The sequence below is a fragment of the Brevundimonas pishanensis genome, assembly GCF_022750635.1.
In the GTDB taxonomy this organism is placed as follows: Bacteria; Pseudomonadota; Alphaproteobacteria; order Caulobacterales; family Caulobacteraceae; genus Brevundimonas; species Brevundimonas pishanensis.
The window spans coordinates 418961-435334 of sequence record NZ_JAJKBG010000001.1 but is presented as its reverse complement, the minus strand read 5'-3'; the positions used below and the strand labels follow the sequence as shown (position 1 = coordinate 435334).

15 protein-coding genes are annotated in these 16374 nt (G+C 63.3%); 9 read left to right on the top strand and 6 right to left on the bottom strand.

The window, feature by feature from the left end; genetic code table 11:
- The first annotated feature begins 221 nt into the window (after positions 1-221).
- Positions 222-743 carry a hypothetical protein gene (locus LOX95_RS02120; RefSeq protein WP_242912639.1) on the top strand — a complete coding sequence of 174 codons (522 nt, stop codon included), beginning with the start codon at positions 222-224 and terminating at the stop codon, positions 741-743.
- Here LOX95_RS02120 and murJ read toward each other — a convergent pair.
- The 6 genes from murJ to LOX95_RS02090 form a co-directional block, all read right to left on the bottom strand.
- The gene (gene murJ, locus LOX95_RS02115) at positions 726-2387 is read right to left on the bottom strand and encodes a murein biosynthesis integral membrane protein MurJ (protein WP_242913096.1); all 1662 of its coding nucleotides are present in this window, start codon (positions 2385-2387) and stop codon (positions 726-728) included. The two genes, LOX95_RS02120 and murJ, sit on opposite strands and share 18 nt — an antisense overlap.
- Before the next feature lie 48 nt (positions 2388-2435).
- Positions 2436-5102 (bottom strand): [protein-PII] uridylyltransferase, encoded by a 2667-nt coding sequence (gene glnD / locus LOX95_RS02110; protein ID WP_242912638.1) that lies wholly within the window; start codon positions 5100-5102, stop codon positions 2436-2438.
- Complete coding sequence (mutS, locus tag LOX95_RS02105) at positions 5099-7798, bottom strand: DNA mismatch repair protein MutS (RefSeq protein WP_242912637.1); 2700 nt, start codon at positions 7796-7798, stop codon at positions 5099-5101. Before mutS ends, glnD begins: the two co-directional genes overlap by 4 nt.
- Before the next feature lie 85 nt (positions 7799-7883).
- Positions 7884-8777: an aldo/keto reductase gene (locus LOX95_RS02100; protein ID WP_242912636.1), complete on the bottom strand. Its 894-nt coding sequence runs from the start codon at positions 8775-8777 to the stop codon at positions 7884-7886.
- An 83-nt stretch (positions 8778-8860) separates the two neighbouring features.
- On the bottom strand, positions 8861-9493 hold the full coding sequence (maiA, locus tag LOX95_RS02095) for a maleylacetoacetate isomerase (protein ID WP_242912635.1): 633 nt from the start codon (positions 9491-9493) through the stop codon (positions 8861-8863).
- Positions 9490-10143 carry a fumarylacetoacetate hydrolase family protein gene (locus tag LOX95_RS02090; protein ID WP_242912634.1) on the bottom strand — a complete coding sequence of 218 codons (654 nt, stop codon included), beginning with the start codon at positions 10141-10143 and terminating at the stop codon, positions 9490-9492. Before LOX95_RS02090 ends, maiA begins: the two co-directional genes overlap by 4 nt.
- A 182-nt stretch (positions 10144-10325) precedes the next feature.
- On the opposite strand from LOX95_RS02090, the gene LOX95_RS02085 reads away from it, so the two are divergent.
- The 8 genes from LOX95_RS02085 to LOX95_RS02050 all read left to right on the top strand — a co-directional run bounded on the left by LOX95_RS02085 (position 10326) and on the right by LOX95_RS02050 (position 16357).
- Positions 10326-10691, top strand: a complete 366-nt coding sequence (locus LOX95_RS02085; RefSeq protein WP_242912633.1) for an ElaB/YgaM/YqjD family protein — start codon at positions 10326-10328, stop codon at positions 10689-10691.
- A complete protein-coding gene (locus LOX95_RS02080; protein ID WP_242912632.1) occupies positions 10691-11128 on the top strand; it encodes a hypothetical protein in 438 nt (145 codons plus the stop codon). The genes LOX95_RS02085 and LOX95_RS02080 overlap by 1 nt, the downstream gene beginning before the upstream one ends.
- Before the next feature lie 181 nt (positions 11129-11309).
- A complete protein-coding gene (locus LOX95_RS02075; protein WP_242912631.1) occupies positions 11310-11486 on the top strand; it encodes a DUF1328 domain-containing protein in 177 nt (58 codons plus the stop codon).
- Positions 11487-11601: 115 nt separating this feature from the next.
- Positions 11602-12474 carry a 16S rRNA (cytidine(1402)-2'-O)-methyltransferase gene (gene rsmI / locus LOX95_RS02070; RefSeq protein ID WP_242912630.1) on the top strand — a complete coding sequence of 291 codons (873 nt, stop codon included), beginning with the start codon at positions 11602-11604 and terminating at the stop codon, positions 12472-12474.
- Positions 12475-12483: 9 nt separating this feature from the next.
- Positions 12484-12879 carry a YraN family protein gene (locus tag LOX95_RS02065; RefSeq protein WP_242912629.1) on the top strand — a complete coding sequence of 132 codons (396 nt, stop codon included), beginning with the start codon at positions 12484-12486 and terminating at the stop codon, positions 12877-12879.
- On the top strand, positions 12876-13691 hold the full coding sequence (locus LOX95_RS02060) for a transglutaminase family protein (protein WP_242912628.1): 816 nt from the start codon (positions 12876-12878) through the stop codon (positions 13689-13691). Before LOX95_RS02065 ends, LOX95_RS02060 begins: the two co-directional genes overlap by 4 nt.
- Positions 13692-13776: 85 nt before the next feature.
- Positions 13777-14721: a glutathione synthase gene (gene gshB / locus LOX95_RS02055; protein WP_242912627.1), complete on the top strand. Its 945-nt coding sequence runs from the start codon at positions 13777-13779 to the stop codon at positions 14719-14721.
- A gap of 85 nt (positions 14722-14806) precedes the next feature.
- Complete coding sequence (locus LOX95_RS02050) at positions 14807-16357, top strand: YifB family Mg chelatase-like AAA ATPase (protein WP_242912626.1); 1551 nt, start codon at positions 14807-14809, stop codon at positions 16355-16357.
- Positions 16358-16374 lie beyond the last annotated feature (17 nt).

The window sequence follows — 16374 nt, the reverse complement described above, 5'->3', positions numbered from 1 at the left end:
GTAAAAGCAGGCTGACATAAGGTCAGCCGCGCCATCGTCCTGTCAGTCGGGGCAATCCACGGAGCATGGGCAGTGGCTTATCCTCTCGGTGGCACGAGGGCAACCCGCTCAAACCGCGCCCGCCCGAAGCGTGGTTAAGCCCTCGGTAACCGGGAACCAACTCTATTCCTGGGATATCTATGTTACATCAACCAACCGTAACTGTGTCCGGAACCCCCAAGATGGATGAGTTCGACGTCGCCCCCGCTGAAGGGTTTTCTCCCACTCAGGCACTGGAACGCATGCTCCGACTGATGCTGGTGCTGTTCGAGGAAGTGCAGGAATACCGCCGCGACCTGATCCTCTCCGAAGGGCCGGATGTGCTGGCCTACCATCTCGACGAGTCGTTTGTGGCGGCGCTCAAGATTGCACGTGACGATACCCGCGAGATGATCCGCCGACTTCAGGCCATCGATTTCGCTTTAAGCGAGAAGGAAGACCTTCGCCTGGAGGGGCCGGTGCTGCGGTTCAAGATGATGGCCATCAAGGTCGCCCTCTATGAGGCCAATGCCGTGCATCCCTATCGCGGGCGGGACGTGCGTCGCGGCTGGCCCCTCTATCGGCGGGCTTTGTTGAGCGTCTTCGCCAGCATGGACGGGCCGCTGACAGCCCTGACGACAGTGCTCAATGGCCCACGAGGACCGCTGGATTTCCAGCAGGGCCTCGTGGCACTCATTTCGCTGAAATCAGGCCCCACGGCGTAGCAGGCGCTTGATCTCCGAGACGGTCACGGCGCGGGTGGCGAAAGCCAGCACTACATAGGTCATCCCGCCGAAGCCGACGACCACCAGCATGGCCAGTTCTTTGACGCCGTGGGTCGTGCCCAACATAGACATAAGCTGGCCAATCGGACCCTCGATATAAGGACGCGCCCAACTGCACAGGGCGACGAACACCCCCATGCCCGCGCTGGCCAGAGCAATGCGGACGAGACGCTGAACGGCGTGGGCGCTGGGGCGATAGTGATCACGCTTCCACAAAGTCGCTGCCAACAGCAGGGCGTTGACCCAGGCCGAAGCGCTGACCGCCACGGCCAGACCGGAAATCTTCAGGAACGGGAACAGGCTAAGCGCGACAGCCGCATTCACAACCACCGAAATCAGGGCAAATCGCATCGGCGAGCGGCTGTCCGACCTCGCATAGAAGGCCGGTGCCAGAATCCGGATAAGCACAAAGGCTGGCACGCCCCACGCAAAGTGGAAAAGGGCCTTGGCCGTATTGACCGCGTCGAAGGTCAGGAACTCGGCGCGGGTGTAAAGCCCGTCGATGAGGAAGTAGGGCATACCCATCAAGGCCGTCGTCGCCGGAAGCGTCAGAGCCATAGACAAGATCAAGGCCTCGTCCATCGAGCGCTGCTGCTCGTCATGATCGCCACCCGCAACGGCTGCCGACAGGCGCGGCAACAGGGCGATACCGATGGCCACACCGACTAGCCCCAAGGGCAGTTGATAAAGACGATCAGCCGTCGCCAGCCATGTACGGCCGCCATCGACGAAGCTGGCCAGATTGCCCGAGAGGAAGACGTTGATCTGGGTCGCGCTGTTGCCGATGGCTGCGGGAATGGCCGTAATGATGATCGCCTTCACCGCAGGCGTCATGCGCGGGAGAGAAAAGCGAACGTTGGCTCCGGCCTTGCGCACGGCCCACCAGCACAGGCCAGCCTGCGCAATACCGGCGACCAGAACGGACCAGCTCGCGGCTGTTGCCGATGCGACAGGGCCGCCCGTAACCGGCAGGACCGCAGCCAGCATGATGACGTTCAACAGGATCGGATAGGCACCCGACACAAGGAATTTGCCACGCGCGTTGAGCACCCCGCTCAGCAAGGCCGCAATCGCCATACAGGGCAGATAGGGCATGGTGATCTGCGTCAGCACCACCGCCAGTTTGAAGCGGGCCGGATCATCGAGAAAGCCGACATTGATCACCGTCATCAGCCAAGGCATGGCGATCTGGGCGATGATCGTCAGCACCACCGTCACCGTGGCGATAACCGCCAGAGCATCGGTAGCGACCTTGTCGGCGGCCTCCGGACCGTCAGTTTTCAGCGTGCGGGAATAGGCAGGAACAAAAGCCGCTGCGAAAGCGCCTTCGGCAAAGATGCGACGGAACAGGTTGGGGAAGTTCAGCGCCGTATAATAGGCATCGGCCGCCGGCCCGGCAGAGGCCCCAAGCGCACCCGTAATGACGATGTCCCGTGCGAAACCCGCCAGACGGCTGAGCAGGGTCATGCCGCTGAAGATGGCCGACGACTTGGCGACACCCGTGCTCTTGGGCGTGACCGGAGCCTGCTCCAGCACGGCCTCGCCAGCGTCAGCGGGCGACACTTCGGTCGCGGGTTTGGGCATCGGATTATTAAACTGATCGGTCACAGACGGCTCCTCGTCAAAAGTCGCTTAGCGCGACCGAGGCGTCTTGGATACGGGGACCGCGTCGATATCGGAAACATCGCGCAGGCTGGCGCGCACGGGCGTGATGGTACGGCCCTCGGGGGCCAGTGGTTTGGCATCCAGAATGGCAATCAAATCCTGCCGCAGGCGATCCAGCTGCCCCGCGTCCGAAGGTTTGTTGCCCTTCATATCCGTTAGATAAAAGGCATCCACTGCCCGCTCGCCAAAGCTGGCGATGTGGGCCGAGCGGACCGAGAGGTCATGCGCCGAGAAGGCGCGTGCCAACTCGGACAGCAGGCCGGGGCGGTCTGCACCCGACACCTCGACCACCACAGCATGGGGCACGATCTTGGTGTCGATCCGCACTACCGGATGGACGTCGAAGATGGCGCGGCGGGCGGTAACGCGATGCGCCTGCTGGGCCGAGGTGCGCGCGCCTTTCAGGACCGCACGCTCCAGGGCGCGGCCCAACAATGCCAGACGCCGCGGCTCGTTCAGGCCGTAGGCTGCCCCGACACCGTCCTGGATTTCGAAGATTTCCAGCGCCGTCCCGTCTTCGCGCGTGGCGAGCCGCGCGCCCACGATATCGGCCCCTGCCAGTGACAAAGTCGCAGCCATGTCTGCGAACAGGCCTTTGCGATCATTGGTCGCCACAGCAATGCGAGATGTGGACTCCAGCGCGGCCTGCGGCAGAGCCGTCTCGACCGCCACACCGGCGAAGCGCGCCCGCTCAATCAGATCGGCATAGTCGTCGCCGATATCGTCGCCTGTCACGGTGTCACCCTTGAAGAGGGCCTCGGTCTTGTCAAACAGGGCGCGCATGAGCTGGCCCTTCCACCCGTTCCAGACTCCCGGTCCGACGGCGCGGATATCGGCGACCGTCAGCACCATCAGCATGCGCAGCCGCTCCAGATCGCCTACGGCTTCGGCAAACGCCCGCACAGTGGCGGGATCGGATACGTCGCGTTTTTGCGCATAGTCGCTCATCAACAGGTGATGGCTGACGAGCCAGACCACCAATTCGATGCGGCGTGGATCAATACCCAGCCGCTCGCAAGCGCGGCGTGCGGAGATAGCGCCATCCTCCAACTGACCACGATCCCCGCCCTTGCCCACATCGTGCAACAGCATGGCCAGCATCAGGGCCTCGGGATCGACGATGCGGTGGATGATAGTCGAGGCCGCCGGATGGTCTGCTTCCAGCTTGCCCTTCTTGATGTCGTCGATGATGCCGATGGCCTGAAGCGTGTGCTCGTCGACCGTATAGGCGTGGTACATATTGAACTGGGTCTGGCCGACGATCCGCCCCCATTCCGGCAGGAACCGACCGAGCAATCCCGTCTCGTTCATCAGCGACAGAACACGATAGGGACGCCGGCTTCGTGCCAGCAAATGCAGCACGGCATCCGACGCCCGCGGGTCGCGCCGCACCGCTGGCGTCACCAGCCCCAGAGAACGGATGACGGCGGTGAAGGCATCGGGGTGCAGGTCGATATCCAGCCTGTCCGCCTCGACGAACAACATCAGAAGGCGCACCGGATCGCGGGCAAAGACATTGGGGTTATTCACTGTCAGTCGCCCTTGCTCGACGGACAGGCCCTCGAAGGCCAGCTGTCCGCGCCCGCGCCTGAACAACCGCGACAGGCCGCGTGACAGACCTTCCGACCGCTTCTGCTGTCGAGCTTCCAACTGGGCCGACACAGCGCGCGTCAGCCCGCCCACCTGACCGGCAACAAGGAAATAGCGGCGCATAAACCGCTCCACCGCCAGTTCATTTCCCCGACCGCGCCAGCCCATGCGGCGTGCGATTTCAGGCTGGAAGTCGAACGTCAGCTTTTCCTCGGCCCGCCCCGCTACAAGATGCAGATGGATACGCACCTGCCACAGGAAACCGATCGCCTCGCGGAAACTTCGCATCTCGCGCGCGCTCAATAGTTCCGTCAGAGCGCCCTTGCCGCGCTCGTTGTCGGGGTCGATCGACAGGGCAATCCAAAACAGGGTGTTCAAGTCCCGCAGCCCGCCCTTGCCGTCCTTGACGTTGGGTTCGACGCGGTTACGAACGCTACCGGTCTTCTTCAGCCGGACGTCGCGCTCTTCCATCTTGGCGGCGATAAAGGCCTTGGGGTCCGTCTCGCGTATCCACGCGCGAACCTTTTTCAGTAGATCGTTGCCCAACCGCTCGTCGCCCGCGATGACCCGCGCCTCGAGCATGGTGGTGCGGATCGTCATGTCGGATTGCGACTGCTCCACCGCCTGACGGAAGGAGCGAAACGCCGAGCCGACCTTCAGGCCCAGATCCCAAAGGACATAGTGCACAAACTCGACCACCTGAGCGGCGCGCTCGCTGGTCGGCGTAGAGGGCCGCAAGAACAGCAGGTCCAAATCCGAATAGGGTGCCAGCACCCCGCGCCCGTATCCGCCAACGGCCAACAGGCAGAGCCGGTCTTTGGGATGCGGATACAGCACCTCGGTCGCAACGGCCCATAGCTCGGTCAAAAGCTTGTCGGCTGCTTCAGCGTAGAGACGGGCGACCTCGGCCCCGTCACCTCCGCTCTCAAGACGGCGCCGTGCCCGTTCGCGACCCGCCTCGAACCCTTCGCGCAGATAGGCTGCAACCGCGCCCCTTACGTCTGCGGCGCTTGCCGCCTCGATCAGGCGCGGATCCAGGGTCATGGCTTTTTCGACAGGCCTTTGAGGCGGTACAGAGCCTCCAGCGCTTCGCGCGGCGACAGATCGTCCGGATTGATCTCGTCCAAGGCCGCATCGACGGGCGACGGGCCAACGGGTTCCGGATCCGGTGCGGCCGCTGCAAACAACGGCAGTTCCTCGAGACTGGAACCGGAGGTCTTTTCCTTTTCCAGCTTGTCCAGCACAGACTTGGCGCGGCTGACGACCTTGGCCGGAACGCCGGCCAGACGCGCGACCTGCACACCATAAGAGCGGTCCGCCGCGCCCTTCACAGCCTCGTGCAGGAAGACCAGATCGCCGTTCCACTCCTTGGCAGCCATCGACAGGTTGGAGACGAAATCCAGTCGCTCTTCGAGCCGTGCCAGTTCGTGATAGTGGGTCGCGAAAAGGGTACGGCTTCGGTTCGTTTCATGCAGCGCCTCGGCGGTCGCCCATGCGATGGCCAGGCCATCATAGGTGGCGGTGCCGCGACCGATTTCGTCCAGCACGACAAAGCTGCGCGGTGTGGCCTGCGTCAGGATGGCGGCGGTCTCGACCATTTCCATCATGAAGGTCGAGCGACCACGTGCCAGATCATCGCCTGCGCCGACACGGCTGAACAGACGGTCCACAACACCCAGACGCATGGTGCGTGCGGGTACGAAAGCTCCGGCCTGAGCCAGAATAACAAGCAGGGCGTTCTGGCGCAGGAAGGTCGACTTACCGGCCATGTTCGGGCCCGTGACAATCGACAGGCGGCTGCCGCCCTGACCATCACCCGACAGGCAACAGTCATTGGGGGTATAGGGGTTGCCTTGCGCCTTTACCGCCGCCTCGACGACGGGGTGGCGGCCGCCTTCAACGAAGAAGCACAGGCTGTCATCCACGACGGGCCGGACCGCACCGACCTCTTCGGCCCATTCGGCCAGACCGGCGTGGGCATCCAGTTCGGCGATAGCCTCGGCGACGGCCTGAAGCTTCGGAGCCAGACGAGCGACTTCGCGACGCCAATTTTCAAAGGTTTCGGTTTCGATCGCCAAGGCGCGGTGACCGGCCTGACTGATCTTGGCGTCCAGTTCCGACAGCTCGACCGTGGTGAAACGCACCTGATTGGCGAGGGTCTGACGGTGGATGAAGGGGCTGTCGGGCCCAGCCCGCATCAGAGGTTCGGCAGCCTTGGCCGAGGCCTCGAGGAAATACCCCAGCACCGCGTTGTGGCGCACCTTGAAAGCCACCCCGCTCTCGGCGACCGCACGGGCTTCCAGATCGGCGATGACGCGTCGGCTGTCGTCGCGAAGCGCGCGTGCGGCATCCAACTCCGGTCTGTGGCCAGGGTTCACATAGCCACCATCGCGGGCCAGATGGGACGGCTCATCCACCAACCCGTCGCGCAGATCGCCCAGCAGTTGGGATAGTTCCGCGTCCAGAGCCAGCGATGCCAAGGCTGCCATAATACGGGCAGGAGGGGCGGCAATCGGATCGGCCACAGCTGCGGCAAACATTCCGCTAAGCAGTTCGGCCGTCAGCAGACCCGAGCGAATGGCGGACAGGTCACGCGGCCCTCCACGGCCCAGAGCCAAACGGGAGGTCGCGCGTGCAACATCTGCACTGGATCGCAGAGCGTCGCGCAAATCACGGCGCAGGGGACGTTGCTCCAGCAACCACTCCACCGCATCCAGCCCCTGATTAATCGCGGCCGGATCACACAAAGGCCGCGCCACCCGCTCAGCCAGCGAACGGGCTCCGCCCGAGGTCACGGTCCGGTCGATGGCGTGGAGCAGCGAGCCATCGCGCTCGCCGCGCTGGTTGCGGTCAATCTCGAGGCTGAGACGCGTGGACGGATCGATGGCCAGATGGCCTACGTCGCCACTGCGGCGCGGCGGGGCAAGCGCAGGGATTTTACCCGCCTGCGTGGTTTCCAGATAGGCAGCAATCAGGCCCAGCGCCGAGACTTCGGCCTCTTCGAACGCGCCGAATCCATCCAGCGCCGACACGCCGTAAAGGCGTTGCACGCGATCGCGCGCCCCGGCGGGCTCGCCCAAGGCTTGGGGAATGGCCTGCACTACACCTCCAGAACCATCCAAGGCAGCCTTCAGATCGCTGTCGCTGAACAGCCGGTCCGGCACCAGAACTTCTGACGGGCGGAACGCCGCCAGGACCGAGCCCAGATCGGCGATGTCGCACGCCACGGAATCCACAGCCCCTGCCGACAGTTCGACTACAGCCACAGCAGCGCGGCCCTTGCGGATAGCCACAGCCGCGAGCCGGTTGGCTCCGCGTGCATCCAGCAGGCTGTCTTCGGTCAGGGTGCCGGGGGTGACCACGCGCACCACGTCGCGGTGAACCACCGCCTTGGAGCCGCGCTTCTTGGCTTCGGAGGGGTCTTCCAACTGTTCACAGACGGCAACCTTGAAGCCCTGGCGGATCAGACGCGCCAGATAGCCGTCCATGGCGTGCACCGGCACGCCTGCCATCGGAATATCCTCGCCCTTGTGCTTGCCGCGCTTGGTCAGGGTGATGCCCAGAGCCGCAGCAGCCGTTACCGCGTCATCAAAGAACAACTCGTAGAAATCGCCCATCCGGAAGAACAGGATGGAGTCCGGGTGGCCAGCCTTGGCCGTCAGGAATTGCGCCATGACGGGCGTGGTGCCGGCATCAGGCGTCAGATCAACTTTGGGCGGGTGGGACAGAGGCGCGTTCATACGGCCTACAGGGTGGCGGATCGCGTGCTTCGTCTCAAGGGCGGGCGTGCAGATGATCCCCAAAAGCCTTGGGGATCGGCCACAATCAGGCTGCGTGACCCACGCGAAGACGCGCACTGAGCGCGGCAGAGCTTTCCTCCAGCGCCATCGTGCCCCAGTCCACATCCGGGCACGGCGCATAGGAGGCCGCAAGAATGGCCCGAAGCTGCGGGGCCGAGTTGACCTTGACGATCACGCGCTCGACGCCTTTCAGGTTGAGGGCGTAGGTCAGGGCGGCCTGCATCGGGTCGACACGCGCTTCGGCCAGACGACGACGGACGCGCGACAGCGATGGCGCAAACACCGAATACCCTTCCGGCAGACGATCGGATGTAGAGAACAACAGCCCCTTGGCAAACACCGACGACAGGTGGACGCCTACCTCCTGCTCGGCCAGCGCCTCGATGGTGCCGTTCTTCAGCGCGCGTTGATCCAGCACATTGCACGGCAACTGCACCACATCGGGGCGGAAGCGGCGGGCCAGCGTCGCAGGACTATCTTCGATGTTGGCAATGAAGCCGACCTTCCGGAACAGGCCACGATCCTTCATGGCCAGCAGGCGGTCCCACAGTGCCCGACCTTCGGCCCCGGCAAGATCGGAGGCGTTCTCGACCAGCACGACCTCGCCGCGCGGCAAACCCATATGCTCCAGCGAGCGACGGGCGCGGGCTTCGGCCCGATCGATACCATCGGACAGGCTGACGGTGCGGACAGAAACGCGGAATGGCGACGGGAAAGGCCACGACTGGCCCAGCAGGCGTTCACCATCGCCCTCGGGCTTGGTCGCGACCATGGAAATCCCCGCGTCGGCCGCCGTCTGGAGGATCTGGCGCACAGCATCCTCCCTGTGCCGCAGAGGCATGGGACGCAGACGATCCGGCTCAACGGCCACAGCGAGGGCCAGCCGGTCGACAGGATTATGGTCTTCAACGAATCTCACAATGCGAGTTTCGCCGATGAAGGTTTACGCGAGATTGATCAGTGATCTGCAAAGAGGGTGAAGACGCAGTTCACTACAAAAAATCAGCCGGCGTCGGGCTGTCTATCGGGATGGGCCGCTGCAAAGGCCGGATGCGCTTGTGCGCGCGTCTCGATAGCCAGCAGGTTTGGATAGGCCGATAGGTCCACATTGAAGCGGCGCGCCGAATAGATTTGCGGGATCAGATAGCAATCCGCCAGCGTGGGCGTATCTGCGTAACACCAGCCGCGACCCTGTTTGGCCACCATGGCTTCGAGCGCATCGAAGCCTGACACGATCCACTGCGCGATCCAGCCCTGTGTCGCCGCATCGTCCGCGCCGATGGCCTTGACCGCCTTTAGAACCCGCAGATTGTTGAGAGGGTGAATGTCGCACCCGACCACCGCCGCCATGGCCCGAACCTGAGCCCGAGCGACAGGGTCACTTGGCAGGAGTGCAGGCTGAGGGAAGGTCTCTTCCAGCCATTCCAGAATGGCAGGGCTCTGGCTCAACACGTCTCCGCCATCGGTCACCAGCGCCGGCACCAGACCCTGAGGGTTCAGCGCCAGATAATCGCCTGACCGTTGCGCTCCAGTACGCAAATCAACGCCGACCAGATCGTAGGAGAGGCCTTTGAGGTTCAGCGCAATACGGGTGCGATAGCTGGTGCCGGAGCGCCAATAGCCGTGCAGGATCATGGCTGAACCACAAACCGAAGCGGCGGCAGGCCCTCGATGACAGCTTCGACGGCGTCGCCGATCTGGAGAGGCCCCACACCCTCGGGGGTGCCGGTAAACACCAGATCGCCCGCTGCCAGCTTCCAAAGTCCGCTGGCCTTACCCAGCACACCTTCGACATCCCAGATCATGTCGTCGAGGCGACCGCTTTGGCGCACCTCCCCGTTCACTGAGAGGCGGATGGTGGCATCGGCGGCGGGCGGCGTCAGGCTCAGCGCGCCGCAGGGGGCTGACTGGTCAAAGCCCTTGGCCGCATCCCACGGGCGACCGGCAGCCTTGGCCGCACTTTGCACGTCGCGGCGGGTCAGATCGACACCCACACCCCAGCCGACAGGCTTGCCGCCCTCGCCGAGAGCCACGACCAATTCGACTTCATAATGCAGATTTGCAGTCGCCGGAGGGTAAGACGGATCACGACCATCCACGACCACCGCGTCCGCCGGTTTGGAGAAGAAGAAGGGATCGGGCTTGCTCGCGTCGGCCCCCATTTCACGCGCGTGCGCGGCATAGTTCTGCCCTACGCAATAGATGCGGCGCACGGCAAAGCGGCGGTTATCGCCTTCAATCGGCAGGGACGGGGCGGGCGCGGGTGCAATAAGCCAATCGGTCATGGCCCCAAACTAGGAGACAATCCGCCATCCTTCCAGTGGGATAACGCCACCCCGCGGGACGCGCGTTTGCCTTTTAACTAAACCGTTTAATCGATTGCGAGGGGAACTGTGGCTATCCGTATGGCGTTGGATAACAAGACCCCCTATTTTATGGCCAAGCTTGTTTACGGAGGCGAAGTTCTATGGCGACGTCCACGGCCCGTGAGTCTATCAAAGACGACCTGAAAAACCTGAAGGAAGACGCAGTGACCTTGAAGGAAGATGTGAAGATCGGTGCCCGCGAGGAAGCCGCCAATCTGAAAGCCAAGGCTGCAGAAGCCAAGGCCATCGCCCGCGAGAAAGCCGAAAAGCTGAAGGCTAAGGCTAGCGAATATTACGGCACCGCCCGCGAGCGCGGCGCTGAATATTACGACGAGGCGCAAGACCGCTTCGACGACGCTCAGCGTTATGTCGTCGAACGCGTTCAGGAACGCCCGATCCAGTCGACCGCCATCGCTCTTGGCGTCGGCGTCGTGATCGGCCTCCTGCTGGCGGGCCGTCGCAGCTAATGATCCGTAAGCTCGTCAACCGCATGGTGTCCGGCGCAGTTGCCGCCGGAGCCGCATTTGTCGCCATCGTGGCTCTGGGTGCGACCCTCTTCTACGGGCTGTGCCTTGTCGTGACGCCTCTGGGGGCCGCCGCAATCACGGCGGGCGTCTTCGCCGCCATCGCCATTATCGCCTATCTGGTATTCGCCAATAAGGCCGATCCCCAGGACGATGCCGATGATGAGGACGACGAGCCGGAAAGCCTTCCGGGCCGCCTCCTGCACATGGTGCAACAGCGACCGGTCGTGGGTGTCGTCGCCGCACTGGCTGCCGGCGCGATCCTGTTGAAGAAGCCGGGACTGGCCGCCATGGCACTGGCCGCGTTCAACGATTCCGGCCACGACAAGCGCGATCATCGCTCTCGTTCGCGGAGCAAATCTCGCCGTCGCCGGCGTTAATCGCTTCCATTACTGACAAATATGAAAAGGCACAGTCGTCCGGCTGTGCCTTTTTTATGTTTGAGAATGTTCAAAAGCATGCCCGCCAAGGAACGGTGTCCGATCAAGCGGCGTTAAACCTCCATTCCCTCATGGCGATTAGGGCCAATGTCCTCCCGCCTACTCAGACTGGAGAGTTCAAATGCTTCGTTGGGCCATCATCTTCTTTATCATCGCAATCGTCGCGGCAGTACTCGGCTTTGGCGGCGTGGCCGGCACGTCGATGGAAATTGCGAAATTCATCGCCATCATCGCGCTGATCCTGTTCGTTGTATCGCTGGTATTCGGCGGACTGAGGGGTCGTGGCCCACGGGTCTAAACGTCTTCCAGTCAGGCAAGCGGGCCGCTCCGAAAGGGGCGGCCCGTTTTGCTTTGGTCTTATTATACAACTGAACCATTGAGCCGCGCGGCGCGGACTGGCAGGGTCCGCGCAAATGACCGATCCCGTCCTCTTCCCCCCGACAGCTCCACCCGCCCGCTCCGTTTCATCGGGGCTGTACCTTGTGGCGACGCCTATCGGGAACCTGCGTGACATGACGCTGCGGGCCTTGGACGTGCTGGCTGCCGCAGATCTCGTGCTCGCCGAAGATACGCGGGTGACGGCCAAATTGCTGACGGCCTACGGGATCAGGGCAAAGCTGGAACGTTGCGACGACCACGCGTCGGCCCGCGCCGCCGAAGTCGCCCTCTCGCATTTGAAGGACGGGGCCATTGTCGCGCTCGTCTCCGACGCGGGTACGCCCATGGTGTCGGACCCCGGCTTTGTCGTCGCCAGAGCGGCCATCGCCGAGGGCTTTCCGGTCCACCCTATTCCCGGTGCCTCCAGCGCGTTGGCGGCCCTGTGCATCGCGGGCCTGCCGTCCGACCGGTTTACCTTCGCCGGTTTCCTGCCGGTCAAATCGGCAGCGCGCCGTGCTGTACTCGAGGAGCTGCGCACGGCACGGCAGACCCTGGTCTTCTTTGAGAGCGGACCGCGCCTGAAAGACAGCCTGACCGACATGGCCGAGGTGCTCGGCCCCCGCGACGCCGCCGTCGCGCGCGAACTGACCAAGCTTTATGAAGAATGCGTGCGCGGCACCCTGCCCAAGCTTGCGTCCGATCCCCGCTGTGACAGCCCCAAGGGCGAGATCGTCATCGTGATTGCTCCTGGCGAACAGGAAGTCGCCAGTGAAGCCGACCTCGACACTGCCCTGCGTGAGGCCATGACCCGCCTGCCGCCGGGTGAAGCCGCGTCGGAAGTGTCACGCGCCTTCAATGTCCCGCGAAAGGTTCTGTACAAGCGCGCTCTGGACCTGCAGGGCAAATAGGTAGCGCCTGTGACCGCCAGACCTTCACGTCGCCAGAAGACGGGACAGCGCGCCCATCGCGACGGCCATCGCCGCGAATGGCTGGCTGCCCTCTATCTCATGGCCAAGGGCTATCAGATCCTGGGGTTTCGCCTGAAGACCCCACTGGCTGAGATCGATCTATTGGCACGACAAGGGTCATCGCTTGTTGTCATCGAAGTCAAAAGTCGGCAGAACATTGATCTAGCCGAGCTTTCACTGTCCGCGGACCAGCGCGATCGCCTGATGAGAGCGGGTTATCAACTCTGCCGCAGCCGACCGTCGCTGAGCCGACTGACGCCCCGACTGGATTTGATTGCCCTTTCACCTCGCCGTTTTCCGCGCCACGTTCGGGGACTGACGACAGATGGACGCCTATCGTTTTGACCCGTGAAGAAGCTATCGCTCTTCTGCAATCTGCCGGAGAGGCCGACGACAATAGCTTTCCCACGCTGGAGGCTGCGATCGCGTGCGCCCTGCACGATACGCCGTTCAGAGACGCAACGGCTGTGCGCCGCCTTACGCAGGACGCCGCCAAACGCCTGCGCGAACGGGTCGAAAACGAGTCCCCCGACGAAGCACTGACCGAAACCATGGCGGGGGATTTTCGTCTGAATGGCGACCTGCTCAATGAAGGTTCGATCGAAGGCACCGACATCATCGAAGTGACGGAATCCCGACGCGGACTGTCGGCAATTCTCGTCATCTTCTATCTCGAGGCTGCCCGCCGTGCGGGGCTGGAAGCGGCCGCTGTCGATTTTCCGGGCCACGTCCTTCTGCGGGTAGAAACACCCGAAGGCCCTGTGGCGCTCGACCCCTTCAGTCAGGGGCGACTGGTCCTGCCCAGCGAACTCACCCGCCGCGCACTTCATGCCGGATTGACCCTGCACGTTGCCGACCGACTGGACCTTCTGATGGCCCCGATCAGCGAGCGTCAGGCAGTGATCCGCCTCCAGAACATCATCTTCGCGCGTGCCATGCAGGCCAGCGAATATGAATTGGCCGAGCGTTCAGCCTACCGCCGCGCCCTGCTCGACCCGTCGGACCACCGTCCTTGGCTGGATGTTGCGGCGGCACGCGAGCGTCAGGGCATTCTTCATGGCGCGATGGAAGCCATCGACAAGGCCCGCGCACTCAGCGATCCCAGCGAAGACGCGTCGGCCTACAGCCTGCATAAACTCCGGCTGCAACTGAACTAATCGGACTATTCGCAAGGCCGGTCCTTGCGAACGGCACCCTGCATCGCCAAACAAGAAGCGCACGCGTCAGCTTAAAGGAACAGCCATGCTCAAGGTCGCCATCCAGATGGACCCGATCGAGAACGTCAACGTCGAGTCCGATACGACCTTCCTGATGGCTCTGACGGGTCAGGAGCGCGGCCACAAGCTGTGGGTCTATGACTTCCGCACCCTCGCTCTGGACGAAGGCCGCCTCTACTGCCGCGCCCGTCCTGTCACGGTGAAGAAGGTTCAAGGCCATCACGTTGAGTTCGGCCCCGAAGTGAAGCTGGACATGGAAAACGACATCGACGTCGTCCTGATGCGTCAGGACCCGCCGTTCGACATGGCCTATGTCACCGCCACCTATTTGCTGGAGCGCATCCATCCCAGGACGCTGGTGGTCAATGATCCGGCAGAAGTCCGCTCGGCACCCGAAAAGCTGATCGCCACCCTGTTCCCGCAGTTGCAACCGCCGACGTTGGTGACCTCCGATCCGGTCGCTCTGGTGGAGTTCCACAAGCGTCACGGCGATGTGGTGCTCAAGCCATTGCACGGTGCGGCGGGCTCGGGCGTGGTACGGCTGAAGGCCGACGACCCCAATCTCGAAGCCCTGATCGAAATCCACGCTTCGGCGTCGCGAGATCCGCTGGTCATCCAGAAATTCATCCCGGCTGTATCGGCGGGCGACAAACGCATCATCCTCGTGGACGGCGAGCCGGTGGGTGCCATCAACCGCATTCCAGCCAAGGATCAGGTGCGCTCCAACCTGCGCGTCGGTGGCACGGCGGCCCCGGTCGAACTGACGGCCCGCGACAAAGAAATTTGCGCCGCTATCGGCCCGTTCCTGAAAGAGCGCGGCCTTGTCTTCGTCGGCATCGATGTGATTGGCGACTATCTGACTGAGATCAATGTCACCTCTCCCACGGGCGCTCAGCAAATGCTGAACTTCTCAGGCGTCGATGCGACCGCGGCCATGTGGGACGTAATCGAGAAGAAGCGCGCTGCCTGACGGCACTCGCAGCACAAATATCATTGGTATTGCAAAGCTAGATGGTTCGTGATTTGTTCCTCATCCGGTGGGATGGGGAACAGTTATGGTCGCGCGTGTCGTTACTCTGGCCTTTGACGGCGTCGATGCACGCCGCGTCGATGTCGAAGTCCAGCTTGTCGCAACGCCTCAAGGCGCTTTCTCGATTGTCGGCCTTCCCGACAAGGCGGTCGCGGAAAGCCGCGAACGGGTGCGGGGCGCTTTCGCCGGTATCGGCCTTTCCCTTCCGCCCAAAAAGGTCATCGCCAATCTGGCCCCGGCCGACCTTCCCAAAGAAGGCAGTCATTTTGACCTGCCCATCGCGCTGGCCTTATTGGCCTCGATGGGGATTGTCGGCCCTGACGCTCTGGATGGCTGGGCGGCGATTGGCGAGCTGGGTCTGGACGGTCAAATCGCCGGTGTCGGTGGATCACTCCCTGCTGCGGTATCGGCATCGGCTATGGGGCTGGGGTTAATCTGCCCCGAGGTTAACGGCCCCGAAGCCGCCTGGGCCGGCGATGTCCGGCTTCTGTCTCCCCGCTCTCTGATTTCGCTGATCAACCATTTCAAAGGCCAACAGATCCTGAGCGCGCCGCGTCCCGGCGACATGGCGACGCCAAAAAAGGGAGCGGACCTTCGCGACGTGAAGGGGCAGGAAGGCGCCAAGCGTGCCCTGGAGATCGCCGCCGCGGGCGGACATAACCTGCTTTTCATCGGCCAGCCGGGTTCGGGAAAGTCGATGCTGGCGCAACGACTTCCGGGCTTGCTGCCGCCGCTTACCCCCGCTGAATTGCTCGAAACCTCAATGGTATGGTCGGTCGCGGGCCTGATTGAGCGCGGGGCCCTGACGCGAGAGCGCCCATTCCGCTCTCCCCACCATTCTGCCTCTATGGCTGCACTCACCGGCGGGGGGCACCGCGCCAAACCGGGCGAAGCTTCGTTGGCGCACAATGGCGTCCTGTTCCTTGACGAACTGCCCGAATATTCACCGCAAGCGCTCGACTCTCTTCGCCAGCCTCTCGAAACAGGCGAGATCATGGTCGCGCGGGCCAATGCCCATATCCGCTATCCCGCACAGTTCCAGCTTATCGCCGCCATGAATCCGTGCCGGTGCGGGATGGGCGGTGCCGGCAAAGGCGCTTGCGGAAAAGCCCCGCGCTGTCAGCGAGACTACCAAAACCGCGTGTCCGGCCCGCTGTTCGACCGTATCGACCTGACGATAGAGACCCCTCCGGTGACGCCGGCGGATATGGCCCTGCCGCCACCGCAAGAGGGTACCGAACAGGTTGCTGCCCGCGTAGCCCGGGCTCGGGACATCCAGATCGCGCGCGGCGACGCTCTGGGGATCAGCGCCAAGGAAGCGTTGAACGCGCGGCTTTCCGGTGAGGCGCTGGAACAGTTCACGACCCCCGACGCCGACGGCAAGGCCCTGCTGACCAAGGCCGCGGAGGCCACCGGAATGAGCGCCCGTGGATGGACGCGCACCCTTCGTCTGGCGCGCACCATCGCAGATCTGGAGGGCTGCCCGAACATCGCGCGCCGCCACATTGCCGAAGCCTTGATGTACCGGCGCACAACCCATCGCGCCGAGCAGGCATTCACCGCCATGACAGCCTGAAGATTACAGATCGCCGT

Bases quoted from the DNA above. Each gene is read 5' to 3' on its own strand.
- LOX95_RS02120 (WP_242912639.1), top strand. From the start codon at position 222: ATGGATGAGTTCGACGTCGCCCCCGCTGAAGGGTTTTCTCCCACTCAG.
- murJ (WP_242913096.1), bottom strand. From the start codon at position 2,387: ATGCCCAAACCCGCGACCGAAGTGTCGCCCGCTGACGCTGGCGAGGCC.
- glnD (WP_242912638.1), bottom strand. From the start codon at position 5,102: ATGACCCTGGATCCGCGCCTGATCGAGGCGGCAAGCGCCGCAGACGTA.
- mutS (WP_242912637.1), bottom strand. From the start codon at position 7,798: ATGAACGCGCCTCTGTCCCACCCGCCCAAAGTTGATCTGACGCCTGAT.
- maiA (WP_242912635.1), bottom strand. From the start codon at position 9,493: ATGATCCTGCACGGCTATTGGCGCTCCGGCACCAGCTATCGCACCCGT.
- LOX95_RS02090 (WP_242912634.1), bottom strand. From the start codon at position 10,143: ATGACCGATTGGCTTATTGCACCCGCGCCCGCCCCGTCCCTGCCGATT.
- LOX95_RS02085 (WP_242912633.1), top strand. From the start codon at position 10,326: ATGGCGACGTCCACGGCCCGTGAGTCTATCAAAGACGACCTGAAAAAC.
- LOX95_RS02080 (WP_242912632.1), top strand. From the start codon at position 10,691: ATGATCCGTAAGCTCGTCAACCGCATGGTGTCCGGCGCAGTTGCCGCC.
- LOX95_RS02075 (WP_242912631.1), top strand. From the start codon at position 11,310: ATGCTTCGTTGGGCCATCATCTTCTTTATCATCGCAATCGTCGCGGCA.
- rsmI (WP_242912630.1), top strand. From the start codon at position 11,602: ATGACCGATCCCGTCCTCTTCCCCCCGACAGCTCCACCCGCCCGCTCC.
- gshB (WP_242912627.1), top strand. From the start codon at position 13,777: ATGCTCAAGGTCGCCATCCAGATGGACCCGATCGAGAACGTCAACGTC.
- LOX95_RS02050 (WP_242912626.1), top strand. From the start codon at position 14,807: ATGGTCGCGCGTGTCGTTACTCTGGCCTTTGACGGCGTCGATGCACGC.